Genomic DNA, 23,806 nt, shown 5'->3' with positions numbered 1-23,806 from the left:
CCTTGTACACACCGCCCGTCACACCATGGGAGTGGGTTGCTCCAGAAGTAGGTAGCTTAACCTTCGGGGGGCGCTTACCACGGAGTGATTCATGACTGGGGTGAAGTCGTAACAAGGTAGCCCTAGGGGAACCTGGGGCTGGATCACCTCCTTAACGATTTAGAACAGATTTGTTCGAAGTGTCCACACAGATGATTGTTAGTTAGCTTTATAGCTAATTAATATTGCTCTTTAAAAATTTGGAAAGCTGATAATTAAATTCTCGAATAACAAGCAATTGTTATTCAGAGTTTTCGAAAGAAAATGCCGATTAATCATTTAGTTGATTAATTAGCGTCTACTTTAGTATTACTTAACTTCTGGCGAAGTTAAAACTGTCTTTGACGATACAAACCATTTTGGGTTGTATGGTTAAGTGACTAAGCGTACACGGTGGATGCCTTGGCAGTTGGAGGCGATGAAGGACGTACTAACTTGCGATAAGCTAAGTCGAGCCAGTAAGAGGCACTTGAGACTTAGATTTCCGAATGGGGAAACCCACCGCTTAGCGGTATCTTGCAGTGAATACATAGCTGTAAGAGGCAAACCGGGAGAACTGAAACATCTAAGTACCCCGAGGAAAAGAAATCAACCGAGATTCCGAAAGTAGCGGCGAGCGAAATCGGATTAAGCCCTTAAGCTTCAGTGTAATTAGTGGAACCTTCTGGAAAGTTGGACGACACAGGGTGACAGTCCCGTACACGAAAATTTATCTGAAGTGAAATCGAGTAGGTCGGAGCACGTGAAACTTTGACTGAATATGGGGGGACCATCCTCCAAGGCTAAATACTCCCAACTGACCGATAGTGAACCAGTACCGTGAGGGAAAGGCGAAAAGAACCCCTGTGAGGGGAGTGAAATAGAACCTGAAACCGTGTACGTACAAGCAGTAGGAGCCCTTCGAGGGTGACTGCGTACCTTTTGTATAATGGGTCAGCGACTTATATTCTGTAGCGAGGTTAACCATTTAGGGGAGCCGTAGCGAAAGCGAGTCTTAACTGGGCGCTTAAGTTGCAGGGTATAGACCCGAAACCCGGTGATCTAGCCATGGGCAGGTTGAAGGTCAGGTAACACTGACTGGAGGACCGAACCCACTAACGTTGAAAAGTTAGGGGATGACCTGTGGCTAGGAGTGAAAGGCTAATCAAACCGGGAGATAGCTGGTTCTCCCCGAAATCTATTTAGGTAGAGCCTCGGACGAATACTTACGGGGGTAGAGCACTGTTAAGGCTAGGGGGTCATCCCGACTTACCAACCCTTTGCAAACTCCGAATACCGTAAAGTACTATCCGGGAGACACACGGTGGGTGCTAACGTCCATCGTGGAGAGGGAAACAACCCAGACCGTCAGCTAAGGTCCCAAAGTGTATGTTAAGTGGGAAACGATGTGGGAAGGCTAAAACAGCTAGGAGGTTGGCTTAGAAGCAGCCATCCTTTAAAGAAAGCGTAATAGCTCACTAGTCGAGTCGGCCTGCGCGGAAGATGTAACGGGGCTAAACATACCACCGAAGCTACGGCTGCGAACTTTGTTCGCGGGGTAGGGGAGCGTTCTGTAAGTGGCTGAAGGTGTGCCGGGAGGCATGCTGGACATATCAGAAGTGCGAATGCTGACATGAGTAACGATAATGCGGGTGAAAAACCCGCACGCCGGAAGACCAAGGGTTCCTATCCCATGTTAATCAGGGTAGGGTGAGTCGACCCCTAAGGCGAGGCTGAAGAGCGTAGTCGATGGGAAACGGGTTAATATTCCCGTACTTGGTATAAATGCGATGGGGGGACGGAGCAGGCTAGGCAAGCATGGCGTTGGTTGTCCATGTGAAAGGCTGTAGGCTGGTGACTTAGGAAAATCCGGGTCGCTAAGGCTGAGAGTCGAGACGAGCTACTACGGTAGTGAAGTTGTTGATGCCCTACTTCCAGGAAAAGCCTCTAAGCTTCAGTTTATATCGAATCGTACCCTAAACCGACACAGGTGGTCAGGTAGAGAATACTAAGGCGCTTGAGAGAACTCGGGTGAAGGAACTAGGCAAAATTGTACCGTAACTTCGGGAGAAGGTACGCTCTTGTTTGTGAAGGACTTGCTCCGTAAGCAGACGAGAGCCGCAGTGACCAGGTGGCTGGGACTGTTTATTAAAAACACAGCACTGTGCAAAATCGTAAGATGACGTATACGGTGTGACACCTGCCCGGTGCCGGAAGGTTAATTGATGGGGTTAGACGTTTGTCGAAGCTCTTGATCGAAGCCCCGGTAAACGGCGGCCGTAACTATAACGGTCCTAAGGTAGCGAAATTCCTTGTCGGGTAAGTTCCGACCTGCACGAATGGTGTAACCATGGCCACGCTGTCTCCACCCGAGACTCAGTGAAATTGAAATCGCAGTGAAGATGCTGTGTACCCGCGGCTAGACGGAAAGACCCCGTGAACCTTTACTACAGCTTGGCACTGAACATTGACCCTACATGTGTAGGATAGGTGGGAGGCTTTGAAGCACAGTCGCTAGATTGTGTGGAGCCGTCCTTGAAATACCACCCTTGTAGTGTTGATGTTCTAACTTAGGTCCCTAATCGGGATTGAGGACAGTGCCTGGTGGGTAGTTTGACTGGGGCGGTCTCCTCCCAAAGAGTAACGGAGGAGCACGAAGGTTGGCTAAGTACGGTCGGACATCGTACGGTTAGTGTAATGGTAGAAGCCAGCTTAACTGCGAGACAGACACGTCGAGCAGGTACGAAAGTAGGTCATAGTGATCCGGTGGTTCTGAATGGAAGGGCCATCGCTCAACGGATAAAAGGTACTCCGGGGATAACAGGCTGATACCGCCCAAGAGTTCATATCGACGGCGGTGTTTGGCACCTCGATGTCGGCTCATCACATCCTGGGGCTGAAGTCGGTCCCAAGGGTATGGCTGTTCGCCATTTAAAGTGGTACGCGAGCTGGGTTTAGAACGTCGTGAGACAGTTCGGTCCCTATCTGCCGTGGGCGTTTGAGAATTGAGAGGGGCTGCTCCTAGTACGAGAGGACCGGAGTGGACGAACCGCTGGTGTTCGGGTTGTTATGCCAATAGCATTGCCCGGTAGCTACGTTCGGAATCGATAACCGCTGAAAGCATCTAAGCGGGAAGCGAGCCTCGAGATGAGTTCTCACTTTAACTTAGAGTTAACTGAAGGGCCGTTGAAGACTACAACGTTGATAGGCGAGATGTGGAAGTGCTGTGAGGCATTGAGCTAACTCGTACTAATTACCCGTGAGGCTTAACCATACAACGCCAAAGTGGTTTTAAGCTTGTTAGAAGTTAAGAATATAAGTAGACGATAAGAATTTAATTACGCTTCCAGATTTTAAGCATTGTGACTAGATAAGCTCTTATGAGAAATCAATTCACCTTGCGCAAATGAAATGACAAAAAGACGTCATTAGCCATTTGCACGAAAAGAATTTGCTTGGTAACCATAGCATTTTGGAACCACCTGATCCCATGCCGAACTCAGTAGTGAAACGAAATAGCGCCGATGATAGTGTGGGGTTTCCCATGTGAAAGTAGGACATTGCCAAGCGCCAAATAAAAGAAAGCCCGATTCGAAAGAGTCGGGCTTTTTTGCGTTTAAGTCCCTCAGCAACAGCTAAACTAGCTTATTTCACCTTGCGCAAAAGAAGCGCACTCACTGCGTTCGCTGTCGCTAGCCTTTTACACCACGTCATCCTGAACTCGCTTCAGGATCCATTTCTTTTTTGCATAATATTTGGTTTCCGGAGCAAGTCCGGAATGACATAGAGAGAACATGATAGAGATTGATGGCAGTGTATTGACTTTGTTTAGTTAAAATGGCTTGTTTCACCTTGCGCAAATTGAACGTACTCGCTTCGCTCGTTATCGTTACATTTTGCACGTTAATCACCTTGCGCAAAAAGAGCGTACTCACTGCGTTCGTTGTCGCTAGCCTTTTGCACGATAAGCGCAAGGTGAAGGGAGCAACCTTCACTGCTTTAACTCTTTACTCCTTTTGAATACACTCCCTTAGCAACGGTTAAAATAGCTTATTTCACCTTCCGCGAAAAGAATGGCAGCGCTCCGCGCGGTGTCATAAACCTTTCGCACGATACTCACCTTGCACAAATTGAACACACTCGTTTCGCACTCTGTCGTTAACCTTCTGAGTTCTTGTTACTTGTGGAATAAAAAGTGCTTATTCCTCTAATGAGAAGAGGATAAAAATATCTTTTTGGCACAATGAGTCAACATGCTTTGCTTTTAAAGCATTGATAATTATAAGCTTAATTAATGTTGTTGATCAGTTTTAAAGTTGGTCCTACTTTTGCATTAACCTGTATATAGTCAAATTTTTGGAGTTGGTTATGGCAATTAGTTTTGATAAAGCGCTTGGGGTGCATCAGCATACAATGTTGATCCGTTCTCAACGTGCCGAGATCTTAGCAAGCAATATCGCAAATGCTGATACTCCCGGTTATAAAGCAAAAGATATCGACTTTGGCCGAGCACTCAATGCGGCAAAGTCGGCACAACAAAGCGGCAATCAAATGACCCGTACCAACGAAAAACACATCAGTGGTGGGACTAGATTAGCCAATGGTGTAGAACAATTTCGCAATCCAAATCAAACAGATACAGGCGATGGTAACTCTGTTGATATACAAGTGGAACGAAACTTGTATGTACAGAACTCATTAGAGTACCAAGCTAGTTTGAACTTTTTGGGTGGTAAATTTAAAAGCTTGAAAAAAGCGCTTGGTGGTGGTCAAGGAGCCTAATTATGAGTTTATACAACGTTTTTGATATTGCAGGCTCTGGCATGAGTGCACAAAATGTGCGGTTGAACACCACTGCCAGTAATATATCCAATGCAAACAGCATCAGCTCTAGTCAGGACAAAGTGTATCGTGCAAGGCATCCCGTATTTGCTGCTGAGTTGAATAAAGCAGCAGCTGCGCACCCAAATACACTAAGTTCGTCTGTGGGAGTAAAGGTTTTGGGGATTGTTGAAAGCGACAAACCTCTGCAGGTTGAATACAACCCGAATCATCCCAGTGCTGATAAAGATGGTTATATCTATAAACCGAATGTGAATGTAGTGGAAGAAATGACAAATATGATTTCCGCTTCACGTTCGTACCAAACGAATGTTCAAGTAGCAGACGCAGCAAAGCAGATGTTAAGTAAAACTCTGTTGCTTGGTCAGCGCTAATTGGGAGTATAGCTGATGAGTAATGATGTCAATTCCGCAACTACGTCCTTTGTCGACTCGTTGCGTTGGCAAGATAAACAAGTGCCAACTGAGAAAAATGATGAGTTAAAGCAGGAAGACTTCTTTGCGTTACTTACTCAGCAGTTGTCTTTTCAAGACCCGAGTAAGCCTGCTGACAATGATCAGATGATTTCCCAAATGACCAACTTTACGATGGCAGAGGGGATATCAAACTTAAACACCAAGTTTGAGTCGTTGGCAGCTTCAATGACATCAAACTCAGCACTTCAAGCTTCGACGTTAATCGGTAAAAAGGCTCTACTTGAGTCAGACACGATTGAACATGGCCCAGGGATGCAGCCGAGAGGCTCTATTATCGTAGCGGAACCGGTCGAAAAGCTGACGCTGAGTATTGTTAATGACAAAAAAGAGCTTGTAAGAAAGATTGAACTTGGCGAGCAAAGCGTTGGCGCAACGCGCTTCGAGTGGGATGGTTTGACTGATGGCGGTGAAGCAGCCCCTCCAGGTGAGTACACAATTAAAGCTGAAGGGCAAACAAACGGTAAGTTTGAGGCATTGCCAACAGCAACTTTTAGAAATATTGATAGTGTTAACGTGAATGGTTCTCAGGGCATTATTATTAACACTAAAGCTGGTGCAGTTAGATTATCTGACGTTGCAGAAATAGCTTAATCAAAAGATTTAACCTTCATTTATAGAGGTATTAGAGTATGAGTTTTAATATTGCTTTAACAGGATTAGCTGCAGCCCAAAAAGATTTGGACACCACAGCTAACAACATTGCGAACGTAAATACCACAGGTTTCAAAGAATCTCGTGCCGAATTTGCTTCTGTATATGCATCATCAGTGTTTAGTGCTGGTAAAACCAAAAACGGTGATGGTGTGTCAACGACCATGGTTGCTCAGCAGTTTCACCAAGGTTCATTAAACTTTACACAAAACTCGCTTGACCTTGCTATTACAGGTGAAGGTTACTTTGCTACAAGTGAAGATTTAGGCAGCCAAGATTATACATTCACGCGTGCAGGTGCATTTAAGCTCAACAAAGATAACTTCATTGTTGACGCCAATGGTAACTTTCTTCAGGGCTTCCCTGTAGATCCAAGCACAGGCGATACAACATCTGTGAGCTTAAGTACGTCATCACCACTGCAAATACCTGATGCATCGGGTTCTCCGCGTGCTACGACGAATGTATATTCTTCATTTAATTTAGATTCAACAGCGACGGCACCAACCATTGCATTCGATCCCGATACAACGGCATCGTATAATAGCTCAACGTCGACGACTGTGTATGACTCTTTAGGTGAACCACATACTTTGCAGCTGTTCTTCCGTAAGGAAGACCCGACAACGAATCCAAATGAGTGGCAAGTTTATGCAACGCTCGGTGGAAAACCGTTTGATGCAAATGGTAGTGAAATTGTTTCTCCAGCTACAATCACACCGATTACTGAATTTGAATTTAATGCACAGGGCTTTCCGAACACGACAGGAGGGGTTGCAAATACAGGTACAACCTTTAACTCCCTTAACTTAACTGCAGCGAATATCTCTGGATTGCTATCTAATGGCGCAACTTTCCCTTCAGATATTCAATTAAACTGGCGTGATGAAGCCAATACAACCAATAAATTACCAACACAGTTTGCCAGCCGTTTTGAAGTTAAGGCATTGGATCAGGATGGTGCGACAACGGGCCGACTCGCAGGTATTGATATTGGTTCGGATGGTAAAATAGTGGCATCCTACAGTAACGGTGATTCAACCTTCTTAGGGCAGGTTGCAATGGTGAGATTTTCAAACTCACAAGGTTTGACAGAAGCCGGTAATACAGGTTGGAAGAAAAGTTTAACGTCTGGTGAGCCGATTGCGGGTGAACCCGGTTCAGGTACTTTAGGTACGATTAACTCATCGGCGTTAGAGCAATCTAATGTAAACTTAACAAATGAGTTAGTTGATTTGATCAGTGCACAAAGAAACTTCCAAGCAAACTCACGAGCACTTGAAGTTAACTCAACACTTCAACAGAACATTCTTCAGATCCGATAGTACAAATTCCCTCTATAAAAGCCGCTGTTGCGGCTTTTTTATTTTTTGACACTCACCTTGGCACTAATATTGCTTTTATCACCATATATTGAACAGTTTTAGGTCGTTCTCATGGATAAAATGCTCTATGTCGCCATGTCAGGCGCTAAACAAAGCTTACGTGGCGTGGCGCTCAAAGCCAACAACTTAGCCAATGCGAATACCACTGGCTTCAAAGCAGACTTTGCACAGGCTCGCTCCATGCAGGCTTTTGGTGAGGGGTTGCCCACACGAGTGTTTGCCATGCAAGAGCGTCCTGGTACAAATATGTTAAGTGGCGCGGTTGCTGAAACCGGCCGTGATTTAGACATCGCAGTTGATGAAAAGTCATGGATCAGTGTTATGGATGCCAGTGGTGAAGAGGCGTATACAAAAGTAGGTACGTTGAACATTACGAGTGACGGCGCTTTAGTTACCAGCCATGGTCGTCAATTAATTGGCGAAGGTGGCCCGATCATCCTGCCTTTACCTATCGACAAAGTGGTATTTAGTGACGACGGATCTATTCAAGTTCGTCCTCAAGGAGCACCAGCCAATTTCTTAGAAACTGTTGATCGGCTAAAAATAATTACTGCCGATAATAATCAACTTGAGAAAGGCAATGATGGTTTATTTAGGCCACAAGAAGATCAGTTAGACGATGGTCACTGTGGTTTTTGCGAAGTATCTCCAACAGCAAAAGTGATGAGTGGTTATTTAGAAATGTCTAATGTGAACCCTGTTCATGAGATGGTTGATTTAATTAACCACCAAAGACAGTTTGAGATGCAAATTAAATTAATGAAGTCAGCAGAAGAAATCGACGAGCGACACACTTCGCTCCTGCGCATAGTATAAGAGAGTGAGGTAAATATTATGAATCCAGCATTGTGGATAAGTAAAACTGGGCTTGATGCTCAACAAACCGATATTTCAGTTATTTCTAATAACTTGGCTAACGCCAGTACTGTTGGTTACAAAAAGAGTAGAGCGATTTTTGAAGATTTGCTTTATCAAAATATCAATCAGCCAGGTGGGCGTTCGTCTCAGGATACAGAATTGCCATCAGGTTTGATGCTTGGTGCAGGTTCGAAAGTTGTTGCGAACCAAAAGAACTTTTCTCAAGGGAATATGATAAGCACGGAAAACTCGTTGGACTGGATGATCCAAGGGCCGGGCTTTTTTGAGATCCAAATGCCTGATGGCACGATAGCATACTCACGAAATGGTCAGTTCACCACTGATGAAACAGGTCGTGTAGTCACATCAGGTGCAGGCTTCCCAGTTCAACCTGAAATGACGGTCCCGGATAATGCGAACTCTATTACGATATCGCAAGATGGAGAAGTGTCCGTCAGTATTAATGGTCAGGCGGAAAATACCGTTATTGGTCAGCTTGTGATCAGTGACTTTATTAATCCATCAGGGCTAGAGCCGATTGGTCAAAACTTATATACAGAGACTGCGGTGAGCGGTGCACCAGTGCAAGGTAACCCTGGCGTCGAAGGTTTAGGCTCGATGGTACAAGGCGCGCTAGAAACGTCAAATGTTAACGTGACCGAAGAGCTGGTCAATCTCATTGAGACCCAGCGTGTTTATGAGATGAACTCAAAAGTGATTAAGTCTGTCGACGAAATGCTGAGTTACATCAATCAACAACTTTAATAGGGTAGGACAGATCATGCGTAAATGTATTTTAGTCGTTGCGTTGGGCTTGGGTCTAAGTGGGTGCATGTCTACGGAAAATAGTGACGTGGTAAGAGATGATCCTTATTACGCACCTATGTATCCAGAAATGGAAGCAGAGCCTGTTGTATCAACGGGATCGCTATTTAATTCATATTCGAATGATCTGTACTCAGATAAAAAGGCAGTCAGAGTAGGTGATATTATTACTGTGGTATTGAGGGAGTCTACTCAAGCTTCAAAAGCTGCAAACTCTAAACTTGATAAAGACAGTGAAGTAAATGTTGACCCATTTCTTGGTTTGGGCAATGTACCTGTAAATATTGGTGGAGATGCCATTCAGCTAGATATGGGGGCCAACTCTTCTTATCAAGGTGATGCTCAAGCTAATCAATCAAATAGCTTATTTGGTAATATTTCAGTGAATGTAATGCGGGTATTACCGAATGGTAATTTAGTGATCCGCGGTGAAAAGTGGTTAACACTGAACACCGGTGAAGAGTTTATTCGATTAGAGGGGTTAGTAAGGCCACAAGATGTATCTGCTGAAAATGAAGTACAATCTAATCGCATTGCTAATGCCCGAATTCAATATTCCGGTAAAGGCCAAACACAAGAAGTTCAAAGTGCAGGCTGGTTAACTAAATTCTTCATGAGCACATTGATGCCGTTTTAAGGATGTAGATCATGCGTATTCTGCAAACAATTATTTTAACTTTCACATTGGCGGCATCACTCAGTGTGAGTGCTGAGCGTATTAAAGACGTCAGTGTCGTGGAAGGAGTGAGAAGTAACCAACTGATAGGCTATGGTCTGGTGGTTGGTCTACCGGGTACTGGCGAGCAAAGTCGGTTTACAGAGCAAAGCTTTAAAGCAATGTTAAATAGCTTTGGTATTACTCTTCCGGGTAATTTAAAGCCAAAGATTAAAAATGTCGCGGCTGTGGCTGTGCACGCAGACTTACCTCCTTTTGTAAAACCGGGACAAAGCATCGATGTCACAGTGTCTTCGATTGGCAGTGCCGGTAGCTTAAGAGGTGGCACGCTGCTACAGACTTTTCTAAAAGGTGTTGATGGCAACGTGTATGCAATTGCGCAGGGCAGTATGATTGTTGGTGGCTTAGGAGCGGAAGGTTTGGATGGTAGCCGAGTTGTAATAAATACCCCAACCGTTGGTCGTATTCCTAATGGTGGTATGGTGGAGCGTGCAGTAAAAAGTCCATTCACACAAGGCGACCATATTACGTTTAACCTTAATCGCCCTGATTTCACAACAGCGAAACGGTTAGCAGACACAATCAATGAATTGGTGGGACCTAATAGCGCCAGTGCTTTAGATGCGGCTTCTGTCAGAGTGATAGCACCACGAGATCCTTCGCAGCGTGTGGCATACCTGTCTACACTTGAAAACCTTGAGTTTAAACCTGCTGATACATCGGCCAAAATCATCGTCAACTCCAGAACTGGCACTATTGTGATTGGTAAAGATGTGAAATTACAACCTGCAGCGATTACTCATGGTGGATTAACGGTCACAATTGCGGAGCAAACAAACGTATCGCAACCACAACCTTTAACAGAAGCCGATGCCGTTGTGACAAGACAAAGCATTGTCGATGTTGACCAAGACGACTCGCGCGCATTTGTGTTTGACCCAGGCAGTAGCTTAGATGATTTGGTTCGTGCGATTAATGCTGTGGGCGCAGCTCCCGGTGATTTAATGGCGATATTAGAAGCGCTCAAAGAAGCGGGTGCGATACATGGTCAATTAGTCGTCATATAGTGTTCTATTTATATTCAATAAGTTAGCCTCATATTAATGAGGCTTTTTTTTGGCCTAATAATTGCATTTGTTATTGTATTCCTTTTTTAACGACGTGTTTTTGAACCATGAATACTGATCCGACACATAATCAAAGCTTTTTTGATTTAAACAACCTGAACTCACTGAGACAGGATGCGTTAAAAAGTGCTGGTGATGGTGACGCATCAAAACAAGCGCTGAAAAAGGCTGCACAGCAGTTTGAATCAATCTTTACGCAAATGCTGTTAACGAGTATGCGTAAAGCCAATGAGGCATTTGAAGACAAAGATAGTCCATTTAACTCAAGCAGCGTGAAGTTTTATCGTGATATGCATGACCAGCAAATGGCCCTAGAGCTATCTAATAAAGGGAGCTTGGGGCTTGCTGATTTGATTGTACAACAACTCTCGCCGCAAAAAGATGGGTATATGCCGTCTTCAGTTATTCGCACTGGTGCTGAAATCCAAAGCGACAGACTCGCCAGTGGGAACACCCAGCAAACGAATACCTCTGAGAAACCTAAATTAAAAGAGGTTACCGTACAAGAGGCCGCTCAACCAAAACAAGCAGATCCTCAAGCTTTTGACAGCCCTGAAGAGTTTATAAATACACTTTGGAGCTATGCGAAATCTGCGGCAGAAAAAATTGGCTTAAATCCGGCTGTCATGGTGGCTCAAGCTGCGTTGGAGACAGGGTGGGGTAAACATGTAATCGCGAAGCCTGATGGTAATAGCAGTTTTAACTTATTTAATATTAAAGCGGATAGCCGCTGGACAGGAGACAGTGCCAGTAAAATGACACTCGAATTTGAACAGGGCTTACCTGTTAAAAAACAAGCAAACTTCAGAGCTTATGAATCTTTGAAAGACAGTTTTAGTGATTATGTGAACTTTTTGCAATCTAATCCTAGATATGAGGAAGCGCTCAAGAAAGTTTCTAAGCCAAGTGAATACTTAGACGCATTGCAACAAGCGGGCTATGCAACGGATCCTAACTATGCGAACAAAATCAAAAATGTGTTAGGTGGAAGTCATTTTCAATCTGCTGTGTCTTCATTTATACGTCAAGGAGTAAACTAAGATGTCTTTTAATTTAATGAACATTGGTACCTCTGGCGTTAGAGCAAGCAGTGAGCTGTTGCAAACGACCAGTAAAAACATAGCAAACCTAAATACAGTGGGTTACATTCGAGAGCGTACTGAACATGCAACCATGGTTGGGAATCAGGTTGGTCGTGGAGAAACAGTTCGTTTGTTAAATGAGTTTGCTCAAAAACAATTGTATAGAGATATCTCCAGCCAGTCTTACTACAACCAGTTTGTGACCGAGTCGAGCCGAGTGGATACCTTGTTTGGTGAGGATTCTAATAACTTAAATACCAGTATTAACTCGCTATTTAATAATTTACAAGAAGCGATGAATTTACCTTCTTCGACAGTTACCAGATCATTGTTTCTGACAGATGCTCAAAATATGATTGATCAAATGGATCGATTGTCTGGCATTGTGTTTGATCAAAATAATATTGTGAACGAGCAGCTGTCAATTTATTCGCAAGAAGCAAATAACCTAATTCAAAAAATTAGCGATCTTAATGGGCAGGTTGGTGCACTTAACGCAAACCCAGATAATGACAATGCAAACTCAGTACTGAATGAACGAGATCAAGCAATTAAAGATCTGTCTGAACTGGTTGATATTGAAACCTTAGATGGTTCGAACGGTGAAAAATTGGTGTTTTTAGGCTCTGGCCAATCTGTCGTAATGGAAAATGGCACCTTTAATCTGTTTTCACTAGATGGCGATCCGGACCCTAACAAAAAGGAACTTAAACTTGATATCACGGAAGGGGCTGCAATCGCACTGGAAGTAGATCAAACTAAATTACAGGGTAAAATTGGTGGACTTTTGGCATTCAGAGATGAGATTTTAATCCCCGCTCAAAACCAACTTGGCCAAATAGCCCTTTCATTAGCGGATGCATTTAACCAACAAAACAAGCTGGGTATGGATCTTGACGGGAATCTGGGCGGCAATATATTTACTATACCAACGACTGCGGGGTTTCCGCATAGTAGTAATACAAGTACAACTCAGTTAGCAGCCACATTAGAGCCAGGTCAAGGCAGCCAGATCCCTGCAACGGACTTTCGAGTGACCTATAACGCGGGTAATGTCACGATTGCGGCAATAGATGCTCAGGGCAATACCATAGGTAACGCAACGACAGTGGCATATACGGATCCATTAAACTCTCAAACGGTTACCCCGTCAGGTACCGAGTTGTTTGGATTGCAAATTAATTTTACTGACGTCAGTGGGGCGGCAGCACTGCCGAATGACGGCGATATTTTTGATATTAAGTTAAATTCTGCTGCCGCGGGTACTTTGGCACTGGCGACAGATAGACCTGAAGCGCTTGCACTGGCATCTCCTATCCGAACAGAATCGTCGGGAAATAACGTCAGCAATGCGATGATTTCAGTGGGGAGTGTTTCAAATACAGACCCCGCAACAAGTAATTTTTCGGCGACTACGCCGCCAACATTGACTAATGGCACTATTACCTTAGTCAAAACAGGCAATCCTGATGAGTATCAGATCACAGATGCCAGTGGTACTACGACGTTTACCGCGCCTGCGCCTAGAGAAAATATTTTAGCAGCAGCGGGTGGTGCGTTTGCCAGCTATGGTTTTGATTTTGATATTGAAGGGGAACCTGCCACAGGTGATACGTATACCATTGAGTTTAATCAGAGTGGTTTTGATGATAACCGAAATGGACTTTTACTCAGTGAATTACAGTCAGGCCAATTAGTGAGGCAAAATGTGGTTACGACGGCGGTTGCGGATAACTTAAAAACATTCAATGAAGCGTATGCGGGATTGGTTACGGAAATTGGTGTAGTTGCAAATCAGGCTAAAACAAACGGTGCAGCTTATGATGCATTAGCTGCTCAGTCTGAGGCATGGTTTGAGTCAGTCGCTGGCGTAAACCTAGATGAAGAAGCCGCTAATTTACTGCGTTTTCAGCAATCGTATTCTGCGTCGGCACAAATATTAAGTGCGGCAAGAACCGTGTTTGACACTCTACTTAATGCTGCGAGGTAATTATGCGTTTATCTCATAACATGATTTTCAAGAACAACTTGAATTCAATTTTAAATAGTCAGCAAGAAGTGAATAAATCTATGCACCAAGTGAATACACAGAAACGTGTATTGTCTGCATCAGATGATCCTTCTGCGATGGCGAGATCATTACTTTATTCAGATAAAATTCAAACGAATGAACAATATGATAAAAACTTAACGATGTTAAAAAGCCGTTTGGATACCCAAGAGGGTGTACTGACTAATATCAAAGACTCATTGTTACGATCTATTGAATTGACAGTGAATGCGGGTAATGGTGCTTTAACTGCACCAGATAAAGCGTCACTCTCTGAAGAATTGGAAGCGATACAAACAGCGGTATTGGAATTAATGAATTCAAAAACGGAAGATGGCCGCTACATCTTTTCTGGTTATCAAGACAATAACAGAACGTATGAGTATGATAGCTTAAATAATCGGTATGCATATCAAGGCGACCAAGGGCAACATAAAATTAAAGTTGCAGAGGGTGTCGAGATCAAGTCAAGTGATAACGGATTCGATGTTTTTGAAAGTGTTGAGCAGCGATTAAACGTGACGTCAAATACGGCGACCACGACGGGCGGGATATTGAACGCGGATGTGTATGTGACACAGCAAGGGCCGTTTGATATTTTCCACAAAGCGAATTATAACCCAGATCCGACCGCGCCGGCGGGATCGAATGAGTTTGAATTGGTGCTTAATGGTACGGTAACCCCTGGTACGTATCAATTGCGCCAAGGGGCCACCGTATTTGAGACCGGAACCTATACAGAAGACAACATTCAAGCTGCAGGTATTGAGTTCAGTTTTATGGGGACTGCCGGCGCTGCCGATACAATTACTTTTGAGCTAGAGGCACCGAAAAAAGACAACGTACTAAACACGCTAGATAACTTGATCAATGCAGTTCAAGATCCAACACTGTCGGATAAAGACTATCGACAGGTGTTAGCTGATTCGATGATCGGGCTAGAAAACGCAAAAAATACGGTGTCTCAGATCCAATCAGGTTTAGGTGGCAGAAAAAACACAGCCACTAGGATCATTGATGCCAATACCGATTTAGATATAAATAACAAAATAGCGCGGGCAGACTTGATAGAGTTAGATATGGCAGAGGCCATCACTGAACTTACAAAGCACGAGACCCAACTTCAGGCATCGCAAGCGACTTATGGACGCTTATCCAACTTATCCTTATTAGATTACATCCGATAACTTTAATGAGCCGTCATATACTTGACGGCTTTTTTATTTAGTAACTTGTCAAATCTCACAATCTTCCAAGTAACTTCCTGAATTATTGCCAAAAACTTTATTAATTTTTATAAATTATCTCAGGCGGAAACAACTTTCCTATTATTTGAATAGTGTTTTCATTTGCATAAAAAATTAAATAAATTCAGTGTTTTAAAAAAAAGTTCAAAAAAAATCTAAAGGAAACTTTTTGCCGTCCGATAACTTAATTAACCAAGCCGGACAGTTTAAATAACTTGAAGGTGGCAAGAGTTACAAGTTTGAGAGTAAGTACTCAGTTTACAGTGGGAGAATTACCATGGCACTTTATGTAAATACTAACGTAAGTTCATTGAATGCTCAAAGACAGTTAAACAATTCAGGCAATGCATTAGACGTATCATTTAAGCGTCTATCTTCAGGCTTCCGTATCAATAGCGCAGCAGATGACGCGGCAGGTCTACAAATATCTGACCGATTAACATCACAGATTAATGGTCTAAACCAAGGTAACCGTAACGCAAACGACGGTATTTCTTTGGCTCAAACAGCTGAAGGTGCGATGGACGAAGTAACGTCAATGTTCCAGCGTATTCGTACTTTGGCACAGCAAGCTTCAAACGGTTCAAATACTGATGAAGACCGTTTGGCGATTCAAGAAGAGATCCGCTCTCTTTCTGCAGAAGTTAACCGTGTTGCTGCGGATACGACTTTCGGTGGCCAAAACTTATTAGATGGTACATACGAGGCAAGTTTCCAGGTAGGTGCTGATGCAGTACAAACCATTGGCTTCAGTATGAAAAATGTTGCTGGCACAGCAAATGATATTTCTGCAAATAACGGTTTCACGCTGTCAGGTATCGCAGGTATCGCGAGTGCGATTGTTGGCAATGACCTATCAGGATTTGCCAGTGGTGTTAGTGCAATCTCGGGTGCTTCGAATGATTATACGTTCAGTGACACGTTCCAGGCAGGGTCTATCAGTGTATCGTCGCAAGCAAATGCACAAGCAGTATTGGCAGGTATGGATTCGTTGATTGCGGTAGTTGATAAAAAACGTGCAGAGTTAGGTGCGGTTCAAAACCGTTTCCAATCGACAATTCGTAACCAGTCGAATATCTCTGAAAACCTATCTGCTGCAAAATCACGTATTAAAGATACGGACTTTGCGACAGAAACTGCTGCACTAACTAAAATGCAGATTCTACAACAGGCGAGCCAAACAATCTTAAGTCAGGCTAACCAGCGTCCTCAGGCTGCACTAAGTCTTCTAGGATAATTTAGTTAGACGGTAAAGCGGGGGAAGATGGTGTCAGTGTTTGATGGGGTATTTAACACTGACACCGGAATTGGATGATAAAGCGGAGGAGCTTAAAATCCAAGACAGTTCATATATTCAATGAACACATTAATGTTAGCACTTTTCGTGCCAATATTTAGAATAAAATATTGACACTCACTCTCAAACTTCAAAAAAGGAGGCCGTTCGCCTCCTTTTTTATTTCTGAATTTCTATTTTATGCATTTAAATCAAAACTTTAAATTGTATTTATGTATGTAGTCAAAAAAAATTTTATTTATTGGCATATTGTTTGCTTTTATCTATTCAAACTTAGAAAGAGTTGTGCAAGTGGCAGTTTATTGCCCCATCGCTAAAAAATTATCGATTCGGATTGCCTCCTTGTACTGATTAACCGCTCTTGATAGAGCGTTTGAATAGAGAGAGTGAACCATGGCTTTATATGTAAATACCAACGTCAGCTCGTTGAATGCACAAAGACAGCTGCAACAGTCGGGCGTAGAACTAGATACTTCTTTTAAGAGACTTTCATCGGGTCTACGTATTAACAGTGCCGCAGATGATGCGGCAGGTCTTCAAATCTCTGACCGTTTGCAGTCTCAGATTTTAGGTTTAAACCAAGGTAACCGAAATGCAAACGACGGTATTTCACTGGCGCAAACCGCTGAAGGTGCAATGGATGAGATCACGACGATGTTCCAGCGTATTCGTACTCTGGCACAGCAAGCGGCAAACGGCTCAAATACAGATGAAGACCGTTTAGCGATTCAAGAAGAGATCCGCTCTTTATCTGCGGAAGTAAACCGTGTTGCATCTGATACGACATTTGGTGGTCAAAACTTACTTGATGGCTCGTATGCTGCTAATTTCCAGGTCGGTGCTGATGCTGTTCAAACGATTGGATTCAGCATGCAGTACGTCGGAACGACTGCAAATACAATGGTTGCAAACGGCGGTTTCACGATTTCTGGTATCGCTGGTATTGCCAGTGCGGTTGTTGGTAATGACTTATCTGGTTTCGCTTCAGGAGTCAGTGCGGTATCTGGTGCAGCTAACGATTATACATTTAGTAACGTATATCAAGCTGCATCAATTAGTGTATCGTCACAAGCTAACGCACAAGCTGTTATGGCAGGTATGGACTCATTGATTGCTGTTGTTGATAAAAAGCGCTCAGAGTTAGGTGCCGTACAAAACCGATTCCAATCGACAATACGTAACCAATCTAATATTTCTGAAAACCTAGCAGCTGCGAAATCTCGTATTCGTGATGCTGACTTTGCACACGAAACCGCTATGCTTACTAAGAATCAAATATTACAACAAGCTAGCCAAACAATCTTGGGTCAAGCAAACCAAAGACCTCAAGCTGCATTGAGCTTATTACAGGGTTAATTAAATTATTTTTTAAAATATTTGCAAATAAAGCTAAAGCTTTCGCTTTATCGGTCGATAGCGGAGTTAGAGAACTATAACTTTAGGACTCTAGCAATCGCTAAAACAGGGTAGGGGTATCCCGTTCTAGCGACCAAAATTGATAAAGCGGAGGCTATTATGGCTTTATACGTAAACACCAATGTGAGTTCTTTGAATGCGCAAAGGCAATTAAACAACTCAGCAAATGCTTTGGATGTTTCATTCCAAAGATTGTCATCAGGTACTCGTATTAACAGTGCGAAAGATGACGCAGCAGGTTTGCAGATTTCTAACCGTTTGACAGGGCAAATTAACGGCCTGAATCAAGGTATTCGAAATGCAAACGATGGTATTTCACTAGCGCAAACAGCAGAAGGTGCGCTGGATGAAACAACGCAAATGTTCCAACGTATCAGAACACTTGCTCAACAGGCTTCGAACGGCTCGAATACTGATGAAGATAGATTAGCGATCCAAGAAGAGATCCGCTCACTTTCTTCAGAAGTGAATCGTGTTGCTGCGGATACTACGTTTGGTGGTCAAAATCTGTTAGATGGTACATATGATGCTAGCTTCCAGGTGGGTGCTGACGCAGTGCAGACAATCACGTTCAGCATGAAAAATGTATCAAGCACAGCAAATGATTTAGCGGCTAACAACGGTTTTACGCTATCAGGTATCGCTGGTATCGCGAGTGCCATTGTTGGTAATGACTTATCTGGATTTGTAAGTGGTGTTAGTGCGATTTCTAACGCAACAAATGACTATACATTCAGTGATACATTCCAAGCCGGCTCAATCAGTGTATCGTCACAAGCTAATGCACAAGCTGTTTTAGCGGGTATGGATTCACTTATCGCTGTGGTAGATAAAAAGCGTGCGGAACTGGGTGCGGTTCAAAACCGATTCCAATCTACTATTCGTAACCAATCAAACGTATCTGAAAACTTATCAGCTGCACGTTCTCGTATTAAAGATACAGACTTTGCTACAGAGACTGCGAGCTTAACTAAGATGCAGATATTGCAGCAGGCAAGTAGTTCAATTCTAAGTCAGGCTAACCAAAGACCGCAGGTCGCACTCTCTCTACTTGGTTAATTTTGGCATTATGGTTGCGTCAAGTTTGGGACTCAATACAAACTTGACGTATACTATAAATTAGGCTTGTTACTTGGAGGTGTATTATGAAAGACGTTCAATCTGCTGTTGGAGTGGGATCGAACGGCATGGTGCCAACTCCTGATAAACTGAAGCCCGAAGAAGGAAGCGAAACATTACGAGCCGTTGAGGATACGAGCAAACTTGAGCTATCTCGAGAAAAGAAAGAAGATGGGAGTCAAGTACAACCAGAACTTTTTGAAGAGGTGAAAGCCAATCTTGATAGGCTGAATAATGTTTTACCTGTTACTTCGACTAATTTGTCTTTTGAATTTGATGAAAACGGAGATCCGCCTTTTATCAGAGTCATTGACAGAGATAGCGAAGAAGTGATCAGGGAAATTCCTTCTGAAGAGTTTAGAGAAGTAGCTAAGGCTTTGGATGAATTTGCCGATAAGGTATCAGGTAAAGGCTTGTTGTTCGACAGAACTGCATGATTATTAGTTGGAGGTAGCAAAATGCCACTTATTACATCAGCTGGGGTAGGCTCCGGTTTGGATCTTGAGAGTATTATTAAAGCGTCTGTGGATGCTGAAAATAGACCTAAGATGCAACAGTTTGCAATTAAGGATGAGCGCTTAAGTGTCGAACTCTCAGCGATTGGCGAGGTGAAGTCTGCCTTATCTACCCTCAATGACACTGTCGAAAAATTGGCGGACATTGATAATTTCAACAAACGGGTTGCCAATATTACGCAACCTACCAGTGGTGATATTATCAGTGTTACGCCAACATCCGATATTTCTGTTGGTAATTTTGAAATTGCTGTAAAGCAACTCGCTCAAGGTAGCCGCGCTGTAAGCACCGATGGTGCCTTTGCAGACGCCGATGCCGTGGTGAGTGCATCGGGTGGAACGTTAACCTTTGCAGCGGGCACAAATAATTTCGATCTCACCGTGACGGCTGGTATGACGCTTAATGAATTACGAGACGCGATTAATGCGGATGAGAATAACTTTGGCGTCACAGCAAACATCATCAATACCGGTGACACTGATGTTGGTAGTAAGCTGGTCCTAACATCAAGTGTGACGGGCTCCAGTAATAATTTGGTGATCACCAGCGATACCGCTGAGCTTGATGCTATTGAGACTTATGATGCTACTACAAACCCAACAGGTGGTATGGTGATTGCGGATGATGACAAAGCATTAGATGCAGAAATACTGGTTGATGGTCTGCTTGTAACCAGTGACTCAAACACCTTTAAAGATGCCGTACAAGACATGACGATTACGGCAAAAGCGAAAAGTGTACAGGATGCGACTTCGCTAGAATACGAAACAGCTAAATTAAATATTGACTATGACCGAGATTCGGTTAATACGTTAATAGATGAGTTTATTACCAATTATAATGCCGTGATTGGACAGATAGGTTTTAGAACGCGTATCGGGGAGCCATTAAATGGTGACTCTTCGATGAGAAGTTTAGATGACCAGCTGGTGAGCTCGTTGTCAAAATCTTTGACGGATGCGGGACCTTTTGAGTCTATTTTTGACATTGGCTTGGGCGTTGACAAAGAAGGCTACCTAGAAAAGTCATCGTTAGTACGTAGTATAAACGAAGCGATGGACTCTAACTTTGATGATATTGGCACAGCGTTTGCAGGAGAAAATGGGGTTGCCAAAGAACTTGAAAGTTTACTTGGCAACTACGTAGATTCAAGCGGGTTACTTAAGCAACGGGAAGATAGCTTAAATAGTCAGATTAAGGAACTTGAAGATGATGTCTTAGATCATGAGTATCGAATGGCGTCTTTGGAAGATAGATTGCGTAAACAGTATGCTGGCCTGGATGTATTGATTGCTCAAATGCAGCAAACACAAAACTACCTTGGTGCGCAGCTTGCTAATTTGCCTGGGTTTACTAAGAAATAACAAATTAAGGAGCCGTTATGTATAACGCAAGAGTCAAAAATTATCAGCGTGAGGCACTTAAAACGCGAGTCGCAGGTGCTGATAGATATGAAGTAATCCAAATGCTTATGGCTGGCGCAATTGAGAAAATGGTGTTAGCAAAAGTGGCCATTGAGAAAAAACACTTGGAAGCCAAAGCTGAACACATCTCAAAGTCATCTGCGATTATTGGTGCACTTAGAGACTGCCTTGATTTTGAAGTCGGTGGTGAAGTGACAGAAAACCTGTATGCTTTGTATACCTACATGCTTGAACGTTTGTTAGACGCGAGTATGCAAAATGATCCAGCCATCGTTGAAGAAGTGTCAAACCTGTTAAAAGAGATTAAGTCTGCTTGGGATGCTATTCCTTATGACGTCAGAGAAAAGACCCTGAATCAAAATGGTACAGACGCCAATGTCGGGTGAGCTAGATAAGCTTGCTGACTACTTAGAAGACCTGGAAGCTCACTGTGTGGCAGGTGAGCTAGACAAAGCAGAAACGACATTATCTAAGTTAGATGTTTCGTTAAGAAGCATATTTTCAAATACAGCGCTCAATTTGTCTGAGCAGCAAGTTCAGTATCTTCAAAATTGCTACACTAATATTGTCGATTTAAACGCAAAGCTTCAAATGCAAAAAGCGGATGTTACTTCACAGCTCTCCAAGCATATGGGTAACCAAAAAAAGATCAACGCTTATAAAAGCATATAATTAAAAAACCAATATACCTATGAGTCAAAAGTCCCTCGAAGAACAAATTCAGCAGCTTGATGAACAACTATCAAGCTCCGTAGAGCATCAAGAAAGAGAAGCTAAGTTTGCGGTAGAAGCAAATGAACGGTTTGCACGTAACATAGCGTGTTTTGAAAAATATTACCCGCAAATTGCCACCGCCATTAGCGAATACAAGGTAAGAGAAGATTTTTGTATTCATGTTACCACGACCGGAGTTGGTAACTTTGTGCCAAAAAACCATCATGCGCCAATTTATGGTGATGACCCGATTTCACAAGTGAGCGCACAAGTTGAATATGGTATCCAACATCCAACATTCAGTGCCACTGATTATACTGCAAGCCCAATCCTAGAAGATGATAAACGCATCCATATTCGTTACATGGGGGCATTAACAAAAGCGTTCCAAGAAATACAGGCAGAACAGAAAGAGCGTCTTACTGTGTTACCAGAGCACTTTCCTTCAGCTATGATCTTTGGTATTGGGTTAGGCTATCATATTGATTTATTGTTAGAGAAAACATCATTTGATTATTGTTTCTTAATTGAACCAGATTTCGAAGTCTTTTTTGCCAGCTTATTTTGTACCGACTGGTTCTCTATCATCGAGAAAGTGGATGAGCGCGGAGGCTCGTTATTTTTTCAATTAGGGGCTGATGAACAGACATTTATTCAGGACTTAGAAACATTAGCAGATGATATTGGCGCGTTCTCCGTGGTACGCTCGTTTTGCTATCAGCACACACCCTTACCTGAAATCATTGAACTGATCCAGCAGTGGTCCTCTCAGTATTTTAGATTTCAGTATGGTCATGGTTTCTTTAACGATGCCATCACCGGATTGGCGCACACTGTACACCTGGTTGAGAAAAACACTCCAGTATTGACATTGCCACAGCAAAAACGGGTCGATTTATCAACTCCAATATTCATTGTTGGTAATGGTCCTTCCTTGGATGAAGCGGAAGAGTTCATTCGAGAAAATGCAGACAAAGCCATTATTTTTGCGGCGGGTACTGCCATTGCGTCACTTAGTAAAAAAGGGATTGATTGTGACTTTCACGTTTTAGTTGAAAGGCCATATTACAATTACAAAGTATTTGGCGACTTTTTACCGCCTGAGGAATACAAGAAAACCAATTTAATTGGGCTTAATACACTCTATCCTGACACAACCGATAGGTATAAGTGGTCGGGAGTGGCTGGCAAAGGTAATGAAGCTGGAACCTTCTTGCTTGAGGTGGTGAGCCAGACGTTGAACAACAAGGGCATACCTCTTATGCCATATTGTAATCCTGTTGTTGCAAACACGGCGCTATCGTTTGCTATGTTCTCGGGTTTTAAAAATATTTACTTATTTGGTATAGATAATGGCAATTTACCTACCGGTGAACACCATAGTAAAGATAGTATTTATCGTAACAACTTAGAAGACGAGAACGAAGAAGGGCTTGTCTGTATGGGGATGAATGGTAAGTATTTACCTGCAAACTTTGGTGGGCAAGTAGAATCAAACGATTTGTTTATGGGGGCGCATTTCCAGTTAGAGAAACTGATAGGACATTACCCAAATAGAACAGTGTATAACATTGGTAATGGCGCAAAACTCAAAGGGGCTCACCCGGTTCGCGCTGAAGAGCTGTTGCCTTTACCTGAGGCAAACAGAGACATCAATGAGCAGGTCGAATTTCTGAAAAGTGATTTTTTTGAACAATTCGATTTAGAAGAATTTGATGACACCTTGTTGGGTGTAAAAGCATTTAACGAAATTTGTGATCATGTGCTGGGATTGGCAAAAGAGCCTGTAAGCTCTGTAAAAGAAGCGTCCGACAACCTCTTAAGACAAGCTCGATATGTTTACGCGATTCGAAATACAGCGCTGCACCATTTGCATCATATGATTAAAGGCGCATTGCTGTACTATCATTGCCCCATGCTGTCATTGCTATATACCTATACAGACGAGCAGTTTACTTTAGAAAGCTACGCGAAAGTAAACACCCTCTGGCAGGGGTATATCATCGAAATGAAAGAATACTATCAGCACAATTACAGAACTAAATGTGATCATGGCAAGGATTAATTTCCTTGCTTGCTTAGC

Annotated in this window: 19 protein-coding genes and 3 rRNA genes; all 22 read left to right on the top strand. The window is 43.0% G+C overall.

The window, feature by feature from the left end; translation table 11 throughout:
- Positions 1–154 (top strand): 16S ribosomal RNA (locus JF50_RS11315); the annotation flags it as partial.
- Between the two features lie 255 nt (positions 155–409).
- A 23S ribosomal RNA gene (locus JF50_RS11310) occupies positions 410–3,292 on the top strand.
- A 180-nt stretch (positions 3,293–3,472) separates the two neighbouring features.
- Positions 3,473–3,587 (top strand): 5S ribosomal RNA (gene rrf / locus JF50_RS11305).
- A 799-nt stretch (positions 3,588–4,386) separates the two neighbouring features.
- Positions 4,387–4,800 carry a flagellar basal body rod protein FlgB gene (flgB, locus tag JF50_RS11300; RefSeq protein WP_039609509.1) on the top strand — a complete coding sequence of 138 codons (414 nt, stop codon included), beginning with the start codon at positions 4,387–4,389 and terminating at the stop codon, positions 4,798–4,800.
- Between the two features lie 2 nt (positions 4,801–4,802).
- Complete coding sequence (gene flgC / locus JF50_RS11295; protein WP_039609508.1) at positions 4,803–5,234, top strand: flagellar basal body rod protein FlgC; 432 nt, start codon at positions 4,803–4,805, stop codon at positions 5,232–5,234.
- Between the two features lie 15 nt (positions 5,235–5,249).
- Positions 5,250–5,927, top strand: a complete 678-nt coding sequence (locus JF50_RS11290) for a flagellar hook assembly protein FlgD (protein WP_039609507.1) — start codon at positions 5,250–5,252, stop codon at positions 5,925–5,927.
- Positions 5,928–5,965: 38 nt separating this feature from the next.
- Positions 5,966–7,312, top strand: a complete 1,347-nt coding sequence (flgE, locus tag JF50_RS11285; protein ID WP_039609506.1) for a flagellar hook protein FlgE — start codon at positions 5,966–5,968, stop codon at positions 7,310–7,312.
- Positions 7,313–7,423: 111 nt separating this feature from the next.
- A complete protein-coding gene (locus JF50_RS11280) occupies positions 7,424–8,188 on the top strand; it encodes a flagellar basal body rod protein FlgF (protein WP_039609505.1) in 765 nt (254 codons plus the stop codon).
- Between the two features lie 18 nt (positions 8,189–8,206).
- The gene (flgG, locus tag JF50_RS11275; protein WP_023401742.1) at positions 8,207–8,995 is read left to right on the top strand and encodes a flagellar basal-body rod protein FlgG; all 789 of its coding nucleotides are present in this window, start codon (positions 8,207–8,209) and stop codon (positions 8,993–8,995) included.
- 16 nt (positions 8,996–9,011) lie between these two features.
- Complete coding sequence (gene flgH, locus JF50_RS11270) at positions 9,012–9,692, top strand: flagellar basal body L-ring protein FlgH (RefSeq protein WP_039609504.1); 681 nt, start codon at positions 9,012–9,014, stop codon at positions 9,690–9,692.
- Positions 9,693–9,703: 11 nt separating this feature from the next.
- The gene (locus tag JF50_RS11265) at positions 9,704–10,798 is read left to right on the top strand and encodes a flagellar basal body P-ring protein FlgI (protein WP_039609503.1); all 1,095 of its coding nucleotides are present in this window, start codon (positions 9,704–9,706) and stop codon (positions 10,796–10,798) included.
- 107 nt (positions 10,799–10,905) lie between these two features.
- A complete protein-coding gene (gene flgJ / locus JF50_RS11260) occupies positions 10,906–11,898 on the top strand; it encodes a flagellar assembly peptidoglycan hydrolase FlgJ (RefSeq protein WP_039609502.1) in 993 nt (330 codons plus the stop codon).
- Between the two features lies 1 nt (position 11,899).
- Positions 11,900–13,930 (top strand): flagellar hook-associated protein FlgK, encoded by a 2,031-nt coding sequence (gene flgK, locus JF50_RS11255; protein WP_039609501.1) that lies wholly within the window; start codon positions 11,900–11,902, stop codon positions 13,928–13,930.
- Positions 13,931–13,932: 2 nt separating this feature from the next.
- Entirely contained in the window at positions 13,933–15,177 is a 1,245-nt protein-coding gene (gene flgL / locus JF50_RS11250) for a flagellar hook-associated protein FlgL (protein ID WP_039609500.1), read from the top strand.
- A gap of 337 nt (positions 15,178–15,514) precedes the next feature.
- Positions 15,515–16,474, top strand: a complete 960-nt coding sequence (locus tag JF50_RS11245; RefSeq protein ID WP_039609499.1) for a flagellin — start codon at positions 15,515–15,517, stop codon at positions 16,472–16,474.
- Between the two features lie 453 nt (positions 16,475–16,927).
- Positions 16,928–17,890, top strand: a complete 963-nt coding sequence (locus JF50_RS11240) for a flagellin (RefSeq protein ID WP_039609498.1) — start codon at positions 16,928–16,930, stop codon at positions 17,888–17,890.
- 159 nt (positions 17,891–18,049) lie between these two features.
- Entirely contained in the window at positions 18,050–19,009 is a 960-nt protein-coding gene (locus JF50_RS11235; RefSeq protein ID WP_039609497.1) for a flagellin, read from the top strand.
- 86 nt (positions 19,010–19,095) lie between these two features.
- Complete coding sequence (locus JF50_RS11230; protein WP_039609496.1) at positions 19,096–19,506, top strand: flagellar protein FlaG; 411 nt, start codon at positions 19,096–19,098, stop codon at positions 19,504–19,506.
- Between the two features lie 21 nt (positions 19,507–19,527).
- The gene (gene fliD, locus JF50_RS11225; protein ID WP_039609495.1) at positions 19,528–20,949 is read left to right on the top strand and encodes a flagellar filament capping protein FliD; all 1,422 of its coding nucleotides are present in this window, start codon (positions 19,528–19,530) and stop codon (positions 20,947–20,949) included.
- Between the two features lie 17 nt (positions 20,950–20,966).
- On the top strand, positions 20,967–21,395 hold the full coding sequence (fliS, locus tag JF50_RS11220) for a flagellar export chaperone FliS (protein WP_039609494.1): 429 nt from the start codon (positions 20,967–20,969) through the stop codon (positions 21,393–21,395).
- Positions 21,385–21,681, top strand: a complete 297-nt coding sequence (locus JF50_RS11215) for a hypothetical protein (RefSeq protein ID WP_039609493.1) — start codon at positions 21,385–21,387, stop codon at positions 21,679–21,681. Before fliS ends, JF50_RS11215 begins: the two co-directional genes overlap by 11 nt.
- 19 nt (positions 21,682–21,700) lie before the next feature.
- Positions 21,701–23,788: a 6-hydroxymethylpterin diphosphokinase MptE-like protein gene (locus JF50_RS11210; RefSeq protein ID WP_039609492.1), complete on the top strand. Its 2,088-nt coding sequence runs from the start codon at positions 21,701–21,703 to the stop codon at positions 23,786–23,788.
- Positions 23,789–23,806 lie beyond the last annotated feature (18 nt).

Source organism: Pseudoalteromonas luteoviolacea (assembly GCF_000814765.1).
Classification (GTDB): domain Bacteria; phylum Pseudomonadota; class Gammaproteobacteria; order Enterobacterales; family Alteromonadaceae; genus Pseudoalteromonas; species Pseudoalteromonas luteoviolacea_H.
This window is presented reverse-complemented; position numbering and strand designations above follow the sequence as displayed.